The sequence below is a fragment of the Kitasatospora sp. NPDC057015 genome (assembly GCF_042673745.1).
Lineage (GTDB): Bacteria > Actinomycetota > Actinomycetes > Streptomycetales > Streptomycetaceae > Kitasatospora.
On sequence record NZ_JBHUSG010000001.1, the window covers coordinates 90,976 to 110,641 of the forward strand.

Below are 19,666 nucleotides of genomic sequence, written 5' to 3' on the forward strand. Positions count from 1 at the left end.
AGACCCGACAGAGCAGCCGCCGCGCCCGTAGGAGTCGGCCACCCACTCGCTTCCACCCCAGCCGGCCGCTGCGGCTGCCTGCCGCCCGGCGCCGGGCCCCGTGCCCGGCCTCGGCCCGCTTTCGACCTAGGACGATGCATCGTGCTTCAGGACCGCGACCGATCCCCCTCCCCCGCACCGACGCAGCGCACCACCCCCCGGCCGCCCGGGCCCCAGCCCCTCGGATCCCAGCCGGTGGGGCTCACCGGTGCGCAGTCGGGCGTCTGGTACGGGCAGCAGCTGGATCCGTCGGGCCGCGTCTACAACACGGGCGAGTACGCCGAGGTCCACGGTCCGGTCGACAGCGGGATCTTCGAGCGGGCGCTGCGCCGCACGATCGGCGAGGCGGACGTCTTCGGCCTGCGCCTCACCGAGGCGGCGCAGGGGCCGCAGGCCGTCCTGGCGCCGGAGGCCGGTCTCGACCTGCGCCTGGTGGACGTGGGTTCGGCCGACGATCCGGGCGCGGCGGCCCTCGCCTGGATGCGCGAGGAGCTGCTGACCCCGGTCGAGCCCACCGAGGGGCCGCTCTTCGCCTGCGCGCTTCTCAAGGCCGGCCCGGACCGCTGGTTCTGGTATCTGAGGGCCCATCACATCCTGCTCGACGGTTACGCCTTCACCCTGGTCTTCCAGCGGCTGGCCGCGGTGTACACCGCGCTGGTGAACGGGCAGGAGCCGCCGCCGAGCGCCTTCCGGTCGGCGCGGGTGCTGGTCGAGGAGGAGGAGGCCTACCGCTCCTCGGTCCGGTTCGAGCGCGACCGCGCCTACTGGGCGGAGCGGTTCGCCGACGCCCCCGAGGTCGTCACCCTCGCCGCGGGCAGCGCGCCGCCGTCGGCGCCCTTCCTACGTCGCACCACCGACCTCGACGGTCCGGCCGGTGAACGGCTGTCGGCCGCCGCCGCCCGTCTGGGCGCCGGGCGGGCGGACCTGTTCCTGGCGGCGGCGGCCGGGTACGTGCACCGGGCCACCGGCTCGCCGGACGTCGTGCTCGGGGTGACCACCATGAGCCGCGCCGGTTCGGCGGCCCTGCGGGCCCCGGCCACGGTGTCGAACATCCTCCCGCTGCGGGTCGCGGTCGGGCCCGGCGCCACGGTGGCCGACCTGGTCCGCTCGGTGGCGGCCGAACTGCGCGAGGTCCGGCGGCACCAGCAGTACCGCGGCGAGGATCTCCGCCGTGACCTCAAACTGCTGGGCAGCGGGCGGCAGTTGTACGGTCCGGTGGTCAACTACGTGCCGTTCACGCATGATCTGCACTTCGGGGAACACCCCGCCGTGGCGGGCCACCTGACCGGTGGCGTGGTCGAGGACCTGACGATCACCGTCCGCCCGGCACCGGCCGGTTCGGGGCTGCGGATCGACTTCGACGCCAATCCGGCGCTCTACACCGCGGCGGAACTGGCCGACCACCAGGAGCGTTTCCTCCTCCTGCTGGACCAACTGGCCGACGCCCCGGCGGATCTGGCGCTCTCGGCGACGAGCCTGCTGAAGCCCGGCGAGCAGCCCGCCCCGGACACCGACCGGCGGGTGCCGCCCTGCGCCGACGCCACCCTGTCCGCGCGTTTCGAGGCGCAGGCCGCGCGCACCCCCGAGGCCACGGCCGTCACCCACGAGGGAGCCGCCCTCTCCTACCGGGAGCTCAACGCCCGCGCCAACCGGCTGGCCCGGCTGCTCACCGAGCGCGGCGCGGCCCCGGGCACGCTGGTGGCGCTGGCCCTGCCGCGCTCCGCCGAGCTGGTCGTCGCCCTGCTGGCGGTGCTCAAGTCCGGTGCCGGATACCTGCCGTTGGATCCGGGTTACCCGGTGGAGCGGCTGCTGACGGTCTGCGCCGACGCCGCTCCCGCCCTGCTGGTGACCGACTCCGGGACGGCTTTGCCGGCGGCGGCCGGCGTTCCCGCGGTCGTCCTGGACGATCCGGCCGTCGTCCGCGAGTTGGCCGCGCACTCCCCCGCGGACCTCGCCCTCGGGAGCGGCGCCGCCGCGCCGGAGGACATCGCCTACGTCATCCACACCTCGGGCTCCACCGGTCGCCCGAAGGGCGTGCAGATCCCGCACTCCAACGTGGTGCGGCTGTTCGAGACGTCGGCCGCCCACTTCGACTTCGGCCCGGGGGACGTCTGGACGCTGTTCCACTCGTACGCCTTCGACTTCTCGGTCTGGGAGCTCTGGGGGGCGCTGCTGCACGGCGGCCGGCTCGTCGTGGTGCCGCACGCCGTCACCCGCTCGCCCGCGGAGTTCCTGGACCTGCTGCGCCGCGAGCGGGTCACCGTGCTCAACCAGACGCCGTCCGCCTTCCAGCAGTTGATCCGGGCCGACGCGGAGGCCGCGGCCGACGCCGAGCCCCTCGCGCTGCGTTACGTGGTGTTCGGCGGCGAGGCGCTGGAGCCCGCGCAGCTGCGGCCCTGGACGGACCGGTACGGGGACGAGACGCCGGCCCTGGTCAACATGTACGGCATCACCGAGACGACCGTGCACGTGACCCACCACCGGGTCACCCGCGCGCTGGTCGAGGAGGGCGCGGGGCGCAGCGTGATCGGCACTCCGCTGCCGGACCTGCGGGTCCACCTGCTGGACCGGTACCTCCAGCCGGTCCCGCCGGGCTGGACGGGTGAGATGTACGTGTCCGGTCCGGGCCTGGCCCGCGGGTACCTCAACCGGCCCGAGCTCACCGCGGAACGCTTCCCCGAGGATCCGTTCGGTCCCCCCGGCGAGCGGATGTACCGCACCGGGGACCTGGCCCGCCGGGCGGCGGACGGCACTCTGGAGTACGCGGGGCGCGCGGACCAGCAGGTGAAGATCCGCGGGTTCCGGATCGAGCCCGGTGAGGTGGAGGCGGCGCTGCTGCGTCACCCCGGTGTGGTGCAGGCGGCGGTGGTCGCGCGGGAGGCGGCGGGGCGTGCGGACCGGATGCTGGTCGCGTACGCCGTGGCGGGGCCGGGCGGCTCGCCGGCGCCGGCCGAGCTGCGGGCGCACCTGGCGGGGCTGCTGCCGGAGTACATGGTGCCCGGCGCGTGCGTGCTGCTGCCCGCGCTGCCGTTGACGCCCAACGGCAAGCTGGACGCCCGGGCGCTGCCCGCGCCCGACTTCGCGGCGGCCGGCAGTGGCGGCCGGGCCGGTGCCGACGCCGATCAGGCGCTGGTGTGCCGCCTGTACGAGGAGGTGCTGCGGCTGCCGGAGGGCACGGTCGGCGTCCACGACAGCTTCTTCGACCTCGGTGGGCACTCGCTGCTGGCCGGGCGGCTGCTGGCCGGGCTGCGGGCGCGGACCGGGGTGGCGGTGCCGATGTCCGCGGTCTTCGGCACCCCGACCCCGGCGGGGATCGCGGTCCTGCTGGGCGGGCGGCGGGCGGGCGAGGAGCCGGCCCGTCCGGCCCTGGTGGCGGCGGAGCGCCCCGACCGGATCCCGCTCTCCTTCGCGCAGCGGAGCATGTGGTTCCTGAACCAGGTGGATCCGGCTTCGGCCACCTACAACATCCCGCTGGTCGTCCGGCTCGACCGGGCGATCGACCAGGAGGCCCTGCGGGCCGCGCTCGCCGACGTCACCGACCGGCACGAGAGTCTGCGCACGGTGTTGCCGCAGCTCGACGGCTCCCCGTACCAGGAGGTCCGGCCGCCGGGCAGTGTCCGTCCGACCCTCCAGGTGGTCGACTGCCCGGCCGGGGAGGTCGACGCGCACGTGGCCGCGGCCGAGCGGCACCCGTTCGACCTGACCCGCGACACGCCGCTGTGGGCCGGCCTGTACGGTGACCGCCCGGGCGCGCAGGTGCTGGTGATCGTGCTGCACCACAGTGCCGCCGACGGCTGGTCGTTGCGCCCGCTGGCCGAGGACCTCTCCGTCGCGTACGCCGCCCGCTCGGGTGGTCGCGCGCCGCGCTGGGAGCGGCCGCTCGCCGTCCAGTACGCCGACTACGCACTGTGGCAGCGCACCCTGCTGGACGACGGCGTCCTGTCGGACCAGGGCGCGTTGCCGGGCGGCCGGGCGGGCGGCGGCTCGGGGCTCGGGGTGGCGGGCGCGTTCTGGCGTACGGCGCTGGCCGGTCTGCCCGAGGAGCTGGCGCTGCCGGTCGACCGGGCGCGACCGGCGGTGCCCGACGGGCGGGGCGGCGGGGTGGTCGTGGACGTCGACGCCGACCTGCACCGCGCGCTGCTGCGGTTGGCGGAGCAGCACGGCGCGAGTCTCTTCATGGTGTTGCAGGCCGCGTTGGCGGCCGTGCTCACCCGGGCCGGCGCCGGGACGGACATCCCGCTGGGCACGCCGGTGGCCGGGCGCGGTGAGGCGGCGCTGGACGACCTGATCGGTCTGATCACCAACACCCTGGTGCTGCGCACCGACACCTCGGGGGATCCGGAGTTCGGTGAACTCCTCGCCCGCGTGCGGGCCTTCGACCTGGCGGCGTTCGACCACCAGGAGTTGCCCTTCGACCGGCTGGTGGAGGACCTCAACCCGGCGCGCTCCGCGTCCCGGCACCCGCTGTTCCAGGTGATGCTGGCGCTGCAGAACAACAACCCGGCCGCCTTGCGGCTCGGCGGCCGGCCGGCGGCGCTGACGCCGAGCCCGACCGGGACGGCGAAGTTCGACCTCTTCGTGGACGTGCTGGAGCGCGCCGGCGAGGACGGCTCCCCCGCCGGGCTCGGCTGCCACGTCGAGTACCGCACCGACCTGTTCGACGCCGACACCGTACGGGGGTTGGCCGAGGCCCTGCACGCGCTGCTGACGGCCGTCGCCGCCGATCCGGCGATCCGGATCGGCGCGCTGCCGGCGCCCGCCCGGCGGGCGGCCGGCGTCGGTGCGGCGTCGGCCCCGGCCTTCGACCCGGGGCCGCTGGAGCGGGCCGTGCTGGCCTGCGCGGACATCCGTGACTGCCTGGTGCTGCCCCCGGGCGAGGAGGACGGGGGGCGGGCGACCGTGCTGGTGGTGCCCACCCGCGCGGGCGCCGTCGAGCAGGCCGCGAAGGCGCTGCTGCGTACCGCACCCGACCCGGCCCGGGCCCCGCGGCTGGTGGCCGTCACCGACCTGCCGCGCACCGGGGACGGCCTGGCGGACCCCGACGCGCTGGCCGCGCTGCCGCGGATCGACGCGGACGGGGCGGCCGGCTGGCAGGTCGCGCTGGCCGCGCTGCCGGGCGTCGAGGCCGCCGCCGCGGGCCTGGAGGAGATCGCCGAGCCGCTCGGCCGCCGGCACACCGGCTCCACCGCGCCGCGCCGGCCCGACTTCGCCGGCGCGCCCGGGCCCGCCGCGGCCGGCGGCGTCCCCTCGCTGAGCACCGGCCCGGCGCGGCCCGAACCGACGGTGGCGACCTGGGCCGACGCCCTGCGGCGGGCCGCGACGGGCGGCCCGCGGGCCGAGGTGGTGCACGTCCGGGCCGACGGCGCCGGTGTGCGCCGCAGTTACGCGAGTCTGGCCGAGGAGGCCTCCCGCGTCCTGGGCGGGCTGCGCCGGCGCGGCCTGCGCCCGGGCGACCGGGTGATCCTCCAGTGCGAGGACACCGAGGACTTCCTGGCGGCCCTGTGGGGCTGTGTCCTCGGCGGGTTCGTGACCGTGCCGCTGACCGTGCCCGGCTCCTACCGGGCCGCGTCGGCGGCGGTGGCCAAGCTGGAGGGCATCTGGCGGATGCTCGACCGGCCGTGGGTCGTCGCCTCCGCCGGGAGCGAGGCGGGGCTGCGCGAGCTGGCCGGGCAGCGGGACTGGCCGGGGCTGCGGCTGGCCACGGTGGACGCCCTGCGCGAGGGGCCGGCGGACGCCGACTGGCATCCGTCCCGGCCCGAGGACGACTTCCTGATGCTGCTGACCTCGGGCAGCACCGGCCTGCCGAAGGCCGTCCGGCTCAGCCAGCGCAACGTGCTGGCCCGGACGGCGGCGGCGGTCGCCGTCAACGGGCTGACCGAGGACGACGTCTCGCTGAACTGGATCCCGCTGGACCACGTGACGGGCGTGGTGATGTTCCACCTGCGGGACCTCTACCTGGGGTGCCGGCAGGTCCACGCGCCCACCTCGTGGATCCTGCAGGACCCGCTGCGCTGGATGGACCTGGCGGACCGCCACCGGGTGAGCGTCACCTGGGCGCCCAACTTCGCGTTCGGGCTGCTCGGTGAGCACGCCCACCGGATGGCCGACCGCCGCTGGGACCTCTCCCCGATGCGCCTGGTGATGAACGCCGGGGAGGTGGTGGTGGCCGCCACCGCCCGGAGCTTCCTCAACACCCTGGCGCCGTTCGGGATGCCGGCCACCGTCATGCACCCGGGCTGGGGGATGTCGGAGACGTGTTCGGTGGTGACCGACACCGTGCTGGCGGCCGAACCCGCCACCGGGGAGGACGGCTTCGTCAGCTGCGGGCTGCCCTACCCGGGGTTCGCCATGCGGGTGGTGGACGAGCGGGAGCGGGTGGTGCCCGAGGGCACCGTCGGCCGGTTCCAGGTCCGCGGCGCCTCGGTGACCTCGGGGTACCACGACAACCCGGGCGCCAACGCCGAGTCGTTCACCGCCGAGGGCTGGTTCGAGACCGGTGACCTGGCGTTCCTGCGGGGCGGCGAGCTCCACATCACCGGCCGGGCCAAGGACGTCATCATCGTCAACGGCGTCAACCACTACAGCCACGAGATCGAGGCCTGCGTCGAGGAACTGCCCTTCGTGGTCCGCAGCTTCACCGCGGCCTGCGCGGTGCGCACCGATCCCGCGGCGGGCACCGACGAGCTGGCCCTGTTCGTCCACCTGGAGGCCGGGCAGGACGTCGCGGCGGCGCTGCGGGCGATCCGCGGGAAGGTCACCCGGGAGATCGGCGTCAGCCCGGCCCACCTGCTGCCGGTGCCGGGGGAGGCGATCCCCAAGACCGAGATCGGCAAGATCCAGCGCACCCAGCTGCGCCGGCGATTCGAGGCCGGCGAGTTCGACGAGATCGCCCGCGGCACGGAACTCCTGCTCGGCAGCGCGGCCACCGTGCCGGACTGGTTCCTGCGCCCGGTCTGGCAGCGCGCCGCGCAGCTGCACCGGCCGTCGCCGCCGGCCCGGCACACCCTGGTGCTCGCCGGGTCCGACCCGCTCTCCGTGGAGACCGCCGAAGCCCTCGCCGAGCGGCTGCGGCGCGGCGGCGGGCGGGCCACCGTGGCCGCCGCCGCGGAGGCCTTCGAGCGCCTGGACGCCGCCCGCTACCGCCTGCGGCCCGACGTGGTCGAGGACCACCGCCGACTGCTGGCGGCCCTCGACGGCGACGACCGCCCGGTGGACGCCGTCATCCACCTGGGTGCGCTCAGCACCCGTCCGGCGGACCCGGACTCGGTCGAGGCGCTGCTCGCCGCGCAGCGCGACGGCGCCGACAGCCTGCTCTGCCTGGCCCGGGCCCTGACCGACGCGCACCGACCGGAGCGGCGCACGACGCTGCACCTGGTGACGGCGGACAGCCGGGACGTGCTGCCCGAGGACCGCCCCGGCTACGCCCACGCCGCCGCCGGCGGCCTGCTGGGGAGTCTGCGCCAGGAACTGCCCTGGCTGGCCGCCGCCTGCCTGGACGTGCCCGCCGCCGCGCCCGGCCGGATGGCCGAGCTGATCCTCGCCGAAACCTCCGCCCCGGTGACGGACGCCGAGGTGGCCTACCGGGCCGGGGCCCGCTACGTCCGCCGGCTGGCGCCGCTGCCCGAGCCGGCGCCGCGCGCCGAACCGACCGCGCCCGAGGGGTTCCTACTGGTCAGCGGCGGGCTCGGCGAACTGGGCAGCCGGATCGCCGGGCACCTGCTGAAGACGCCGGGCACCCGCCTGCTGCTGGTCGGCCGCACCGACCTGCCCCCCGAGCGGGGCCGGGACGCCCCGGCGGCGGACGGCACGAACGACGCGGACGGCGGGGCGGACGACCGGCGGATCGCGGCCTACCGCGCACTGCGCGAGCAGGGCGAGGTGCGGTACGAGGCGGCCGACATCACCGATCCCGCCCAGGTCCGCGCGGCCGTCGACAAGGCCGCCACCGCCTGGTCCGCCCCGCTCGCGGGCGTCCTGCACCTGGCGGGCGCGTTCGACCAGGGCGCCGCCGCCGACCACGACCTGGCCCGCTGGCGGGCCGCCCTCACCGCGAAGGTCACCGGCGGCTGGGTGCTGCACCGGCTGGCCACCGAGTACGCGGCCCCCTCCTTCCTGTCGTTCTCCTCGGTCAACGGCTTCTTCGGCGGCTCGATGAACGGCGCCTACGCCGCCGCCAACGCCTTCCTGGACGCCCTGGCCGTCCACCAGCGCCGCAGCGCCGGGATGGACGCCCGCAGCCTGGCCTGGAGCATGTGGGACGAGATCGGGATGAGCCGCGGCTACGCCCTCAGGGCGCTCACCGAGGCGCGCGGCTACCGGGTGCTGGAGGAGGGCGACGGGCTGCGCTCCTTCGACCTGGCGCGCACGCTCGACGAGCCGCACCTGCTGATCGGCGTGGACCGGCGCGCCGCCTGGGTGCGCGGGCACGTCCTCGACCGGGCGCGCCCGGTGCACCGGCTCGCCGGCCGCGTCGAACTGGGCGAGGGCGCCGACATCGCGGCCGTCCACCAGGGCGCCGCCGAGGCCGCCCACCGGGCGGGCGCGGCCGGGCACTGGGTGCTGCGCGCGGCCGGCTCGGCGCGGGCCGCGACCGCCGCCGCGCCGCCGGACCGGGGCGACGCCCGGCGCCGGGAGCTGGCGGACGCGCTGGCCGCCGTCTGGTGCCGGGTGCTGGGCCGGGACGAGGTGGCGCCGGACGAGAACTTCTTCGACCTCGGCGGCACCTCGCTCCTGCTGGTGGCCGTCCAGGCGGCGGTCAACCGGGAGTTGGGCTGCGACCTGAGCGTGCTGGACCTGTTCGAGCACCCCACGGTCGGGGCGTTGGCCCGGCACCTCGCCGCGCGCGGCGAGGCCGACCAGGGCGACCGGCCGGTGCCCGCGCCGGGCGCCGGTGAGCCCACCGCGCCGGGCGAGGCGCCGGGCGGCGCCCTGGACCGGGCCCGGCAGCAGGCGCAGCGCCGACAGGCGGCACGTACCCGTACCACCCGAGCGAGGACGAGGACCGAGAACGATGGATGAGACCGACCTGGGCCGCTACGGGCCCGACGGCGGCCCCGACCCCGACAGTGCCGTCGCCGTGGTCGCCATGGCGGCCCGACTGCCCGGCGCGGACACCGTGGAGGAGTTCTGGGAGAACCTGGTGACCGGCCGGGACACCGTCCGCCCGGTCACCGACGAGGAGTTCCTCGCCGCCGGCGGTGACCCGGCCGACCTGGCGGACCCCCAGCTGGTGCGGATGGCCTCGGTGGTCGAGGGCATCGACCGGTTCGACGCCGCGTTCTTCGGCTGGAACCCGGCCGACGCGGCGCTGGTCGACCCCCAGCAGCGGCTGATGCTGGAGTGCGCCTACCACGCACTGGAGGAGGCCGGCTACGCCGGCGGCCACCCAGGCCTCACCGTCGGCGTCTTCGCCGGCGCGGGCGACAGCCGGTACTACCCGGCGCACGTCCACCCCCGGTTCGCCGGGCGGCCGGGCTCGGTGGCCCTGGTCCACGCCGCGACCGCCAACTCGCTGGGCACGCTGGCCACCCGGCTCTCCTACGAGCTCAACCTGACCGGTCCGAGCGTGTCCCTGCAGACGGCCTGCTCGACCGGGCTGGTGGCGATCCACACCGGCTGCCAGGCGCTGCTCGACCACTCCTGCGACGTGGCGCTGGCGGCGGCGGCGTCGCTGAACCCGTCGGCGATGCTCGGCTACCAGTACCTCCCGGACGGGCCGTTCTCCCCCGACGGCCGCTGCCGCCCCTTCGACGCCGGGGCGGCCGGCACCTCCTCGGGCGACGGCGTCGGCGTCGTCGTCCTCAAGCGGCTGTCCGACGCGCTGGCCGACGGGGACCGGATCAGGGCGGTGATCCGGGGCTCGGCGGTGAACAACGACGGCCGCCGCAAGGTGGGGTTCACCGCGCCGAGCACCGAGGGCCAGCTGGAGGCGATCCTGGCGGCGCAGGCGATGGCCGACGTGACGGCCGATTCGATCGGGTACGTGGAGGCGCACGGCACCGCGACCCGGATCGGCGACCCGATCGAGGTCACGGCGCTCACCCGGGCGTTCCGGGAGAGCACCGACCGCCGGCAGTTCTGCGCCCTCGGGTCGGTCAAGGGCAACATCGGCCACCTCGGCGCCGCCGCCGGCATGGCCGGCTTCGTCAAGGCCGTCCTGGCGCTGGAGCACCGCACGATCCCGCCGAACCTGCACTTCGACGAGCCCAACCCGCTGATCGACTTCGCCGCGAGCCCGTTCCGGGTGCCGACCGCCGCCGAGCGGTGGCCGCGCGGCGCCGAGCCGCGGCGGGCCGCCGTCAGCGCCTTCGGCGTCGGCGGGACCAACGCGCACGTCATCCTGGAGGAGGCCCCCGACGTGCCGGCCCCGCGGCCGGCCGCGCCCGGCCCCGAGCCGCACTGGCGGGTGCTCCCGCTGTCCGCGCGGACCCCGGGCGCCCTGCGCGGCCAGGCGGCGCTCCTCGCCCGGCACCTGGACGACCGCCCCGGTACCGAACTCGCTGACGTGGCCCACACCCTGTACACCGAGCGGCCCGCCATGCCGTACCGGGCCGCGGTGGTCGCCGCGAGCACCGCGGACGCCGCCGCCCAGCTGCGCCGGCCCCCGGCGCCGCTCCCGCCGGCCCGCCCGGGCGCGACCCCGGCGGTGGCCTTCCTGCTGCCCGGCGGCGGCACCCAGTACGTCGGCATGGGCGCGCAGCTGTACCGGGACTTCCCCGACTACCGGGACGCCGTCGACACCTGCGCCCGGATCCTGCGCCCCGTCCTCGGCCGCGACCTGCGCACCGCCCTGTACGAGCGCACCGAACCGGGCAGCGCGGAGGCCTTCATCTCCCTGGTGGTCACCGAGTACGCGCTGGCCACCCTGATGATCGCCCGCGGAGTGCGGCCCGACGCGCTCCTCGGCCACTCGCTCGGCGAGTACACCGCGGCCTGCCTGGCCGGGGTGCTGCCGCTGGAGGAGATGCTGCCGCTGATCGCCGAGCGGATCCGGCTGATCGCCTCCGCCGGCGGCGCGACCGTCGGCGTCGAACTGGGCGAGGCCGACCTGCGCGGGCACCTCGGCCCGGACCTCTCGCTCGCCGCCGTGAACGGCCCCGCGGCCTGCACCGTCGCCGGGCGGGAGGAGGCGGTGGCCGCGCTGGAGCGCCGACTGGCCGCGGCGGGGGTGCCCTACCGGCGGCTGCGGATGCCGGCCGCCGCCCACTCGCACGTGCTGGACCCGGTGCTCGGCGGCTTCGCCGACGCGCTGCGCGGCGTCACGCTGCGCCCGCCGCGGATCCCGTACGTCACCAACGTCACCGGCGACTGGGTGACGGACGAGCAGGCGTGCTCGCCGCGGCACTGGCTCGACCACACCCGGCACACCGTCCGCTTCGCCGACGGCATCGCCCGGCTGTGGGAGCGCGGCGAACCGCTGCTGGTGGAGATCGGCCCCGGTGACGTGCTGGCGAAGCTGGCCCGCGCCGCACTGCCCCGCGCCGCACTGCCCGGCGCCGCGCCGACCACGGTGGCGACGATGCGTCACGCCCGGGCGGAGCGGCCCGACACCCAGGTGCTCACCGAGGCCCTGGCCCGGCTGTGGACCGCCGGCGTGCCCGTCGACCTGGCCGCCCCGGCCGGCGCCGGCCCGGTCGGTCGCCGCACCGCCCTGCCCGGGTACGCCTTCGACCGCCGCCGGCACTGGATCGACGCGCCCGCGGCGACCCCGCCGCCGGCCGCCGAGGACGAGGCCGGCGACTCCGCGGGGCTCGCGCCGGCCGGCGGGACGGCCCCCCGGCCGCACCTGGCCACCGCCTACACCGGGCCGCGCACCGAACGGGAACACGCGGTGGTCCGGCACTGGCAGGAGGCCCTGGGCATCGACCCGGTGGGCATCCACGACAACTTCTTCGACCTGGGCGGCGACTCGATGCGCGCGGTGGTGCTGTCCGCCGGACTGCGCCGCAGCGGCGTGCTGGAGGTGGCGCCCGCGGCCGTGCTCGCCGCCCCCACCGTCGCCGGCCTGCTGGAGCGGGCCGACCGCGGGGGCACCGGGCCGGACGCCTTCGCACCGCTGCTCGCGCTGCGCGCCGCGGGCGGGCTCCGGCCGCTGTTCTGCGTGCACCCCGGCGGCGGCGTCGCCTGGCGCTACTCCGGCCTGCCGGCGCACCTCGACCAGGCCCAACCGGTCTACGGCATCCAGGCGTTCGGCCTGGACGGTGCCCGGCCGGTGGCCGCGGACGCCGAGGAGATGGTCGAGTCCTACGTCGACCTGCTGCGCGAGGTGCAGCCGAAGGGCCCCTACCGCCTGCTGGGCTGGTCGTACGGCGGCATGGTGGCCCACCGGATGGCGACCGTGCTGCAGCGTGCCGGCGAGGAGGTCGAGCTGCTGGCGATGCTGGACGCGCCGCCGGCCGACCCGCGTCCGCTCGACCCGGCCGCGGTGGAGGGGCAGGTCGCGGCCCTGCTGGCCCGGGTCGCCGGCCTGGCCGTCCCGGCGGGCGGCCCCGTCCCGGACGTCCACCGGGTGCTGGAGCTGCTCGACGAGGCGGCCCTGGCCGGCCGCCCGGGGCCGGTGACGCCGGCCGAGGCCGCCGCGATCGCCCGGGTGATGCGCAACAGCATGCGGATCGCCCCGGGGTTCAGCCCCGAGGTGTTCCATGGCGACGTCCTGTTCTTCAGCGCCGCCGGCGATCCGGACGGCGCCGGCGGGCCGGCGGACGCGCCGGGGAAGGCGGACGCGTGGCGCCGGTACGTCGGCGGCACCCTCCGCGACCACGCCGTGGACTGCGGCCACTACGGGATGACGGAGCCCGGGCCGCTGGCCGCGATCGCCGCCGTCCTGGCCGCCGCGCTGGACCCGGCGGCCGGCTGACACCGCACCCCGACCCTCCGATGCCCCGTTCCTCCCCTGTTTCCTCGCCCGTCACCGTCAGGAGCCCGAAGTGACCAAGGACCTCTACGAACTCGGCACCGCGCCGCCGCTGGGCCAGGCCCCGGCCCGGATGTACGCCTCACTGATCCGCCCCGAGCGCTACGGCCGCCCGGCCGACGCCTTCCGCACCGAGGTGGTCGACGTGCCGCCGGTGGGCCCCGGGCAGGTTCTGCTCAAGGTGATGGCCGCCGGGGTCAACTACAACAACGTCTGGGCCGCCCTCGGCGAGCCGCTGGACGTGGTCGCCGCACGCCGGCGCAAGGGCGCCGCGGAGGACTTCCACATCGGCGGATCGGACGCCTCCGGCGTCGTCTGGGCCGTCGGCGAGGGGGTGACCCAGCTCAAGCTGGGCGACGAGGTGGTGATCCTGGCCAACCAGTGGGACGAGGGCGCGGCGGACATCCGGCTGGGCGCCGACCCGACCACCTCGACCTCGCAGAAGGTCTTCGGCTACGAGGAGAACTTCGGGTCCTTCGCCCAGTTCACCGTGGTCGAGGAGTACCAGTGCTTCCCCAAGCCGAAGCGGCTGTCCTGGGCGGCGGCCGCCTGCTACATGGCGACCGCGGCCACCGCCTACCGCCAGCTGTTCGGCTGGGAACCGCACACCGTGCGGCCGGGCGACCCGGTACTGGTGTGGGGCGGCGCCGGCGGGGTCGGCTGCATCGCGATCCAGCTGGTCCGCTGGGCCGGCGGGATACCGGTCGCCGTGGTCTCCAGCGACGAGCGCGGCAAGTACTGCATGGAGCTGGGCGCGGAGGGCTACATCAACCGCCGGGACTTCGACCACTGGGGCCGGCTGCCCGCCACCTCGGACGAGGAGGCGATGGCCCGCTGGACGACCGGCGTGCGGGCGTTCGGGCGGCGGTTCTGGGAGGTGCTCGGCGAGCGCCGGGCGCCGCGGATCGTCCTGGAGCACTCGGGCGAGGACACCGTCCCCACCTCGATGTACCTGTGCGACAACGCGGGCATGGTGGTGATCTGCGGCGGCACCACCGGCTACAACGGCGACGTGGACCTGCGCTTCCTGTGGATGCGTCAGAAGCGGCTGCAGGGCTCGCACACGGCCAACTCCCGCCAGGCCCACGAGGTCACCCGGCTGATCGCGCAGGGCGTCGTCGACCCCTGCCTGTCGCTGACGGTGGGCTTCGAGGAGATCGGCCGGGCCCACCAGCTGCTGCACGACAACCGGCACCCGGCGGGGAACATGGCCGTCCTGGTCAACGCGACCGCGTAGCCGGGCACCGGGTCGCGCCGCGGCACGCCGAACCCCGGCGCCGCGGCGCGGCCCGTACCCCCGGTGGCGAGCACCGGTCAGGGTCGGGCCGACGACCGCTCAGACCGCCACGGCGGCCGTCCAGCTGAGCACCCCCGACCCCACCCGGTGGACCGCCACCGCCAGCACCCGGTGCGGCAGCCGCCGCGGCCAGCTGCGGAAACCCCCGGGCACCGGCAGCAGCGCGACCCCCGGCACGCCCGCGGGCGCCTCGCTCACCGGGAGCAGCGACCCGAAGGCCTTGAACGCCGCCTCCTTCGCCGAGAACGCCGCGAGCAGCCGGTGCTCGCACGCGGCGGGATCGGCCGCCCGCAGCGTCCACTCCTGCTCGTCCCGGCTCAGCACCAGGTGCGCGGCCTCCGCCGGCAGACCGCGGAACTCCAGGTCGCACCCCACCGCGGGGCGGCGGTCGGTGCGGGCGACGACCGCGACGGCCAGCCCGCCGCTGTGGCTGATCGAGCCGGCGCAGCCCGGCGGGAACACCGGCCGGCGGCCCGCGGCCGGGATCTCCCGCACCGGGAGGCCGGCGGCGGCCAGCGCCCGGCGCGCAGCGCGGCGCCCGGCCAGGAACTCCAGGCGCCGGCCCGGCTGCATCACCGCCGCCAGCCGCTCCTCACCGGGCCCGCCCGGGGTGGGGGGGCGGGGCCCCCCGCCCGCCCCCCCCCCCCCCCCCCCCCCCCCCCCCCCCCCCCCCCCCCCCCCCCCCCCCCCCCCCCGCGCGCCGCCCGCCCCGCCGGGGGGCGCCGCCGGCTCCCCGGGGGCGACCCCCAGCCACAGTCCCCGGGCCGCCAGGCCCGGACGCAGCGCGAGCAGCTGCCGCTCGGCGGCCGCCCGCTCCCGGGGGCTCAACACCGCTCGCGCAGCAGCCTCTTGAGTGCTTTGCCGGCGGGGTTGCGGGGCACCTCGTCGATGAACTCGATCCGCCGCGGGCGCTTGTAGGGGGCGAGGTGCTCGGCGAGGTGGGCGAGCAGGTCGGCGGCGGCTACGCCGTCGCCGGCCACCACGAAGGCCAGCGGGACTTCGCCGTAGTCCGGGTCGGGCACGCCGACCACGGCCGCGTCCTGCACGCCCGGATGGGCCCGCAGGGCGCGCTCGACCTCGGTGGGGTAGACGTTCTGGCCGGCCCGGATGATCAGGTCCTTGCTGCGGTCGACCAGGTGGATCCGGCCCTCGCCGTCGATCAGGCCGAGGTCGCCGGTCCGGGTCCAGCCGCCCGCCGTGGTGATCTCGGCGGTGGCCGCCGGGTCGTCCCAGTAGCCGTGCATGACGCCGGGGCCCCGCACGCAGATCTCCGCGACGGCGCCCGGCTCCACCTCCCGGCCGTCGGCGTCCAGCACCCGCACCGACATCCCGGGGATGACCCGGCCGGCCGGGATCAGCTCGGGGCGGCTCTCCGGCGCCGGGTGCTCCTCCGGGCCGAGGGTGACGAACGGACCGCCGACCTCGGTCATCCCGTAGACCTGCCGGAACCCGCACTTGAGGTGCTCGGCGGCCTCCGCGTAGATGTCGACGGGCATCGGCGCGGCGCCGTACAGCACCTCGCGCAGGGTCGACAGGTCGGTGCTCCCCAGTGCCCTGGACCGGAGCATGAAGCGCAGCATCTGCGGGACCAGCCAGACGTGCGTCGCGCGGTTGGCCTCGATCGCGGCCAGCGCCGTCTGCGGCTTGAAGCCGGGGATCAGCACCACGGTGGCGCCGGCCGCCAGGTAGGTCAGCGACACCACCATGCTGCCGTGGAACAGCGGGCAGCAGTTGACCAGCGTGATGTCGTCGGCCGGCCGGGCCACGGCGAGCCAGCCGAGGGCGATCGAGCGGAACGAGCGCTGGTCGACGGTCACGCCCTTGGCCCGGCCGGTGGTGGCCGAGGTGTGCAGGATCGCCACCGGCGCGTCGTCCGGGACGTCCGGCAGGACGCGGTCGTCGCCCTCGCCCAGCGTCGCGAACTCCTCGCCGTCCACGGCGAGGCGCAGCGCCACCGGCAGGTCGGGGTGCCGGGCGAGCAGGGCGGCCTCGCCGATCAGCGCGACCGGGCCGGTGCGCTCGACGATGCCGGCGACCTCGACCGGTGTCAGCCCGTGGTTGAGCGGGACGAAGACGGCGCCGATCCGGGCCAGCGCGAAGTAGGCCTCCAGGACTTCGATCCGGTCCAGTGCGAGCAGCGCGACGCGGTCGCCCGGGCGGACGCCGAGGCCGGACAGCCCGCGGGCGAGCGCGGTCGTCCGCTCGTGGAAGGCGCGCCAGGTGACGGAGCGGCGTTCGTCCACCAGCGCCGTCCGGTCGGGGAAGCACTGGCTGTTGCGTTCCACCAGCTGGGTCAGCCACATCAGGCGGCGCCCGGGTTCGGGAGGGCGGCGCTGCGGGCGGCGACGAACTGCTCGTAGTCGGCGAGGGTGACCAGCCGGTCCACGTCCTCGGCGGTGACCTCGGTGCCGGTGCGCTGCTCGATCAGCAGGACCAGGCGCACCAGGTCGCCGGAATCGATGCCGCTGGCGCTGAGGTCGGTGTCGTCGCCGATGCTCTCGGCGAACTCCCGCAGGCCGGTCAACTCGACGAGCATCTCCCTGATCGTGCTCATTGCTGTTCCTCTCGGTGCGTCGGCGCGGCGCGGCCGACGTGCGCCGCGGACCCCGGGGGCGCCGGGGCCGCGTGCTGGTGGCCCCCGATGCGTCCGGCTCTCATGAATACAGAGGAGCCGAAGGGGCTCCGCCATCCCTGGCGGGCACGAGTTCCTCGTCACACATCCGGTTGCGGGGCCGAGGGATTGAACGGCCGTCGGGCGGACTCTTATCCATCGGAGGCACTGCCCGCCCCGGCAGCAGACCGCAGAGGAGTGATCAAGGTGCTCGCAGAGCCCGCGCCCGCCGCCACGGCGCAGCCGCCCGACGAGGCGGACGTCGTCGGGCACTTCGAGGCGCTCCTCGCCGCCGGGGAGCGGATCGAGCCGCGGGACCACGTGCCCGACGGCTACCGGCGGATGCTGGTGCGGCAGATCGCCCAGCACGCCCACTCCGAAATCATCGGCATGCAGCCGGAGGCCGCCTGGCTCACCCGGGCACCCACGCTGGCCCGCAAGGCCTCGCTGCTCGCCAAGGTGCAGGACGAGGCCGGCCACGGCCTCTACCTCTACTCGGCGGCCGAGACCCTGGGCGTCTCGCGGGCGGAGCTGCTGGACGCCCTGCACAGCGGTCACCAGCGGTACTCGGCCACGTTCAACCACCCCGCCCTGACCTGGGCGGACACCGGCGCGATCGCCTGGCTGACGGACGGCGCGGCGGTGGTGAACCAGGTCCCGCTCTGCCACACCTCGTACGGGCCGTACGCCCGGGCGATGCGGCGGGTCTGCCAGGAGGAGGCGTTCCACGTGCGGCAGGGCTACGACGTGCTGTGGTCGCTCTGCCGGGGCACGGAGGAGCAGCGCGAGATGGCCCAGGACGCCGTGACGCGCTGGTGGTTGCCGGCGGTGGCGCTGATGTTCGGACCGCCGGACACCGTGGCCGGCGGGGCCGACGAGCGGACGGCGGCGATGGGCGCGGCGCTGACCCGCCGGTCGATCGCGTGGGGCGTCAAGCAGCACACCAACGACGAGTTGCGGCAGCGGTTCGTCGACAACTGCGTGCCGCAGGCGGAGCGGCTGGGCGTGCGGCTGCCGGATCCGAACATCCGGTGGAACGCGGAGCGCGGTCACTACGACTTCGGCCCGATCGAGTGGCGGCAGTTCCGGGACGTCCTCGCGGACGGCTCGCACTGCGCCCGCCGCCGACTGGCCCACCGGGTGGCGGCGCACGAGGACGGCGCCTGGGTGCGCGAGGCCGTGGACGCCCATGCGGCGGGCCCGTACGGGGAGGAGGGAGGCGTATGAGCGGGCGGACCGATCGGGCGCAGACGCCGTGGGAGGTGTTCGTCCGGCCCAGCCGGGGCCTGTCCCACCAGCACGTGGGTTCGGTGCACGGGGCCGACGCCGACATGGCGCTGGCCAACGCCCGTGACCTGTACACCCGCAGGGGCGAGCCGGTGTCCGTCTGGGTGGTGCGCTCGGACGACGTCCGGGCGTCCTCGCCGAGCGAGAAGGACCCGTTCTTCAGCAACGCGGCCGACCGCCCCTACCGCTACCCCGAGTACTACGTGCCACTGAACGAGCGGGACGGCCATGACGGTTGACGATCCGGGCCGGTCGGCCCACGACCTCGCCCGGTACGTGCTGGGCCTGGCCGACGACGCGCTGGTGCTCAGCCAGCGGCTCTGCGAGTGGGTGACCAGGGCGCCCACCATCGAGGAGGACCTGGCCCTGTCCAACATCGCCCTGGACCTGCTGGGCCACGCCCGGCTGCTGCTCGGGCACGCCGGCGTGCTGGACGGTACCGGCCGCAGCGAGGACGACCTCGCGTACGGGCGCACCGAGCGCCGGTTCCGCAACACCCTGCTGGTGGAACTCCCGGGCGGGGACTTCGCGGTGACCGTCGTGCGGCAGCTGGCGTACGCCCACTACGCCCGGCTGCTGTACGGCGCGCTGGAGCAGTCGACCGACCCCGTGCTGGCGGCCTTCGCGGTGCGGGCGGTCAAGGAGGTCGAGTACCACCGGATGCACGCGACGCAGTGGACGGTGCGGCTCGGCCGCGGTACCGCCGAGAGCCGGCGCCGGATGCAGGCCGGACTCGACCTGCTCTGGCCCTACACGGCCGAGTTGTTCGAGAGCGACGAGCCGGTGCGGCGGCTGGACGAGGCGGGGAGCGCGGTCGCGCCCGGCCGGCTGCGCGCGGCGTGGGACGAGGAGGTGGCCGCCGTCCTGGCGGCGGCGGGGCTGACCGTCCCCACCCCGGACTGGCGGGCCACCGGCGGCCGATCCGGCCTGCACACCGAGGAGTTCGGGCCGATGCTGGCCGAGTTCCAGTCGGTCCACCGCCAGTACCCGGGAGGCTCCTGGTGAGCGCCCCCGAGGGTCTGCGCGAGCTGCCGCGGCTGGCCGCCGAGCAGGTCCGGGCGCGGGTGGCGGGCGTCCCGGACCCGGAGCTGCCGGTGGTCACGCTCGCCGAGCTGGGGGTGATCAGGTCGGTCGGCCTCGCACCGGACGGCCGGCTGGAGGTCGTGGTCACCCCGACCTACCTGGGCTGTCCGGCGATGCCGGCGATCGAGGCCGGCATTCGGGCGGTGCTGGTGGCCTGCGGCCACCCCGACGGGCGGGTCCGGCAGGTGCTCGCGCCGCCGTGGAGCACCGAGCGGATCACCCCCGAGGGGCGTCGCAAGCTCGCCGAGCACGGCATCGCGCCACCGGGCGCGGTGGACGCGCCGGTGGCGGTCCGTCTGGGGCTCGGCGCGCGCTGCCCGCACTGCGGCTCGGAGGCCACCCGCCCGCAGAGCGCCTTCGGGGCGACCCGGTGCCAGGCGGTGGTGTTCTGCACCGCCTGCCGGGAGACCTTCGCCCATCTGAAAGCGATGTGACG

General features: G+C 76.2%; 10 protein-coding genes. 7 read left to right on the plus strand and 3 right to left on the minus strand.

The features are described from left to right. Positions 1 to 234 precede the first annotated feature (234 nt). The 3 genes from ACFTWP_RS00380 to ccrA all read left to right on the plus strand — a co-directional run bounded on the left by ACFTWP_RS00380 (position 235) and on the right by ccrA (position 14,189). Positions 235 to 9,057: an amino acid adenylation domain-containing protein gene (locus ACFTWP_RS00380; RefSeq protein WP_380261004.1), complete on the plus strand. Its 8,823-nt coding sequence runs from the start codon at positions 235 to 237 to the stop codon at positions 9,055 to 9,057. After that, entirely contained in the window at positions 9,050 to 12,895 is a 3,846-nt protein-coding gene (locus tag ACFTWP_RS00385; protein ID WP_380261006.1) for a type I polyketide synthase, read from the plus strand. The genes ACFTWP_RS00380 and ACFTWP_RS00385 overlap by 8 nt, the downstream gene beginning before the upstream one ends. 130 nt (positions 12,896 to 13,025) lie before the next feature. Next, a complete protein-coding gene (ccrA, locus tag ACFTWP_RS00390; RefSeq protein WP_380261586.1) occupies positions 13,026 to 14,189 on the plus strand; it encodes a crotonyl-CoA carboxylase/reductase in 1,164 nt (387 codons plus the stop codon). Between the two features lie 99 nt (positions 14,190 to 14,288). On the opposite strand, the gene ACFTWP_RS00395 is transcribed toward ccrA, so the two are convergent. The 3 genes from ACFTWP_RS00395 to ACFTWP_RS00405 are packed head-to-tail and all read right to left on the minus strand — an operon-like array spanning position 14,289 to position 16,803. Next, a complete protein-coding gene (locus tag ACFTWP_RS00395) occupies positions 14,289 to 15,080 on the minus strand; it encodes a 4'-phosphopantetheinyl transferase superfamily protein (protein WP_380261008.1) in 792 nt (263 codons plus the stop codon). Next, positions 15,074 to 16,552: a class I adenylate-forming enzyme family protein gene (locus ACFTWP_RS00400; RefSeq protein ID WP_380261010.1), complete on the minus strand. Its 1,479-nt coding sequence runs from the start codon at positions 16,550 to 16,552 to the stop codon at positions 15,074 to 15,076. Before ACFTWP_RS00400 ends, ACFTWP_RS00395 begins: the two co-directional genes overlap by 7 nt. Continuing rightward, positions 16,552 to 16,803 carry an acyl carrier protein gene (locus tag ACFTWP_RS00405; RefSeq protein WP_380261012.1) on the minus strand — a complete coding sequence of 84 codons (252 nt, stop codon included), beginning with the start codon at positions 16,801 to 16,803 and terminating at the stop codon, positions 16,552 to 16,554. Before ACFTWP_RS00405 ends, ACFTWP_RS00400 begins: the two co-directional genes overlap by 1 nt. A 360-nt stretch (positions 16,804 to 17,163) precedes the next feature. On the opposite strand from ACFTWP_RS00405, the gene paaA reads away from it, so the two are divergent. From paaA to paaD, 4 genes are read left to right on the plus strand one after another with little or no spacing between them, the layout of a single operon-like run. After that, a complete protein-coding gene (paaA, locus tag ACFTWP_RS00410) occupies positions 17,164 to 18,087 on the plus strand; it encodes a 1,2-phenylacetyl-CoA epoxidase subunit PaaA (protein WP_380261588.1) in 924 nt (307 codons plus the stop codon). Continuing rightward, the gene (gene paaB, locus ACFTWP_RS00415) at positions 18,084 to 18,386 is read left to right on the plus strand and encodes a 1,2-phenylacetyl-CoA epoxidase subunit PaaB (protein ID WP_380261014.1); all 303 of its coding nucleotides are present in this window, start codon (positions 18,084 to 18,086) and stop codon (positions 18,384 to 18,386) included. Before paaA ends, paaB begins: the two co-directional genes overlap by 4 nt. Further along, complete coding sequence (paaC, locus tag ACFTWP_RS00420) at positions 18,376 to 19,152, plus strand: 1,2-phenylacetyl-CoA epoxidase subunit PaaC (protein ID WP_380261016.1); 777 nt, start codon at positions 18,376 to 18,378, stop codon at positions 19,150 to 19,152. Before paaB ends, paaC begins: the two co-directional genes overlap by 11 nt. Beyond that, positions 19,146 to 19,664 (plus strand): 1,2-phenylacetyl-CoA epoxidase subunit PaaD, encoded by a 519-nt coding sequence (gene paaD / locus ACFTWP_RS00425; RefSeq protein WP_380261590.1) that lies wholly within the window; start codon positions 19,146 to 19,148, stop codon positions 19,662 to 19,664. The genes paaC and paaD overlap by 7 nt, the downstream gene beginning before the upstream one ends. The last annotated feature ends 2 nt before the right edge of the window (positions 19,665 to 19,666 follow it).

Bases quoted from the DNA above. Each gene is read 5' to 3' on its own strand.
- ACFTWP_RS00385 (WP_380261006.1), top strand. From the start codon at position 9,050: ATGGATGAGACCGACCTGGGCCGCTACGGGCCCGACGGCGGCCCCGAC.
- ccrA (WP_380261586.1), top strand. From the start codon at position 13,026: ATGTACGCCTCACTGATCCGCCCCGAGCGCTACGGCCGCCCGGCCGAC.
- ACFTWP_RS00400 (WP_380261010.1), bottom strand. From the start codon at position 16,552: ATGTGGCTGACCCAGCTGGTGGAACGCAACAGCCAGTGCTTCCCCGAC.
- ACFTWP_RS00405 (WP_380261012.1), bottom strand. From the start codon at position 16,803: ATGAGCACGATCAGGGAGATGCTCGTCGAGTTGACCGGCCTGCGGGAG.
- paaB (WP_380261014.1), top strand. From the start codon at position 18,084: ATGAGCGGGCGGACCGATCGGGCGCAGACGCCGTGGGAGGTGTTCGTC.
- paaC (WP_380261016.1), top strand. From the start codon at position 18,376: ATGACGGTTGACGATCCGGGCCGGTCGGCCCACGACCTCGCCCGGTAC.